Raw genomic sequence first — 1,779 nt, 5'->3', positions numbered from 1 at the left:
TCGATCCTACATGGATCTCGCCATGCTCTACATGGGGACGCGGAGGCTCGCCGATGCCCGGCGCGTCCTCACCCTCTTCAAGGGGGAGATCGGCCGCGACTCGCTCCTCGCGGCGGAGGTCGAGGAAATACTCAAGAGCCTCGGCTCCGGATCCGGGGCGAGGTAGGAGCCGGAGCCGGTCCGATGGCGGCATTGGTTGCGTTTGCGGCGGGCGCCTTGCTGGCCCTCGCGGCCGGGCCTGTCCTCGCCGTCGTGGAGCCGGATCTGCACGCCTACGAGGTGCGGCTTCCGCTCGAGCAGCGCTCGCCGGTCCTCTCGATCCCGGCGACCGACCGCGAGGCGGCTCTGCTCCTGCCCGGCCTTGACGCCTTCCGCGCCGCAGAAGGAGCGGGTTGGCGCCTTCTGCAGTGGGACCCGCGCCTTCGCGCGCCCGCCTGCATGGCGGGACCGGGTATCCCCCTGAAGGCCGCCGGCCATTCGCGCGAGGCTCTTGTCGCCGCGTGCGAGGCCTTCATCAGGGGCAAGTCGGGTTTGCTACATGCGAGGCCGGAGGAGCTCCGTCTTCTCGACAGCGTCGATCTCGGAGAGGGGCGAACCTACATCATCTTCGGGCAGTTCGTCGGAGGGCTCGAGGTCGTCGGAGGCCGGCTCGACATCGCCCTCCGGAACGGGGCGGTCGTTCTCGTCGGATCGAATCTCTACCCGGATGTCGCCATCGATCCGGTTCCCGCGATCGATGGAGGCCTTGCTTGGCGTTTCGCCCATGACGGGATTCCCTGGGAAGCGACGGATCAGCCCCTCGGGGAATCGAGGCTCGTCATCTTGCCGCTCCATCGCGCCGGGTCGATCGGCCATCATCTCGCTTGGGAGGTGCGCCTCGAGACGGGCGCCCCCGAGTGCGTCTGGCGCGCCTACGTCGACGCTTCCGACGGCGAGGTTCTCTGGAGGGAGAGCGAGCGCAGCTACGCCCAGATCCGGGGTTCCTCGACGCAGGATGTCGAGGAGAAGACCGTCGGAGATCCCTATGTCAGGCATCCGATGCGCGACGGGACGATTGTCGCGGGAGGGAGCCACACGGGGCACACGGGCGTCGAGGGAAGTTTCACGATCGAGGTCCCGGACGGGGGGCCGATCGAAGTTGTGGCCGAGCTCCGCGGGCGCTGGTGCGATATCGAGAACCGGAACGGTCCCGATGCGCGAATCGCCCTGACCGGAGTCGCGGGCGAGTCGTTCGACTTCTCTTTCGAGGACGCGAACTCCCACGCGGCCGAGAGAGACGCCTACCATCACATGAACGTGGCTCACGACTGGATCAAGCGGATCGATCCGACCTTCACCGGGATGGATCAGATCGTCCCGGCGAATGTCAATGTTCAGAACACATGCAACGCCTACTGGGACGGGGCAGCGCTTCACTTCTACCGGGAGGGGGGCGGATGCAACAATGCGGGGAGGATCTCGGACGTCATCTACCACGAGTACGGCCACGGGATCACCCAGCGGATCTACGCGCCCCTCGCCCCACCGGCGGCCTCGGGCATGGGAGAGGCCTTCTCGGATATCGACGCGATGTCGATCAACGGCGATCCGGAAGTCGGCGAGGGATTCTATGCGGGGGGCGGTTTCCTTCGCACAGGCGAGAACCTGCGCCAGTATCCCGGGACGGAGTGCGCCGGCCAGGTCCATTGCCTCGGAGAGATCCTGATGGGCGCGATGTGGAAGGCCCGCGCCAACCTGTCCCTGAAGCACGGCCAGCGGGCCGCCTCTCTCTTCGATTCG

The 1,779-nt window shown here is 67.0% G+C and carries 1 protein-coding gene; it reads left to right on the top strand.

All coding sequences use genetic code 11. From position 1 onward, the window contains the following. Positions 1–183: 183 nt before the first annotated feature. The coding region (locus FJY88_14165) for a hypothetical protein (GenBank protein MBM3288472.1) at positions 184–1,779 on the top strand (1,596 nt) is incomplete at its 3' end.

Source organism: Candidatus Eisenbacteria bacterium (genome assembly GCA_016867495.1).
Classification (GTDB): domain Bacteria; phylum Eisenbacteria; class RBG-16-71-46; order CAIMUX01; family VGJL01; genus VGJL01.
Note: the sequence above shows the minus strand (reverse complement) of the source record. Positions and strands in the feature narration are given on the sequence as shown.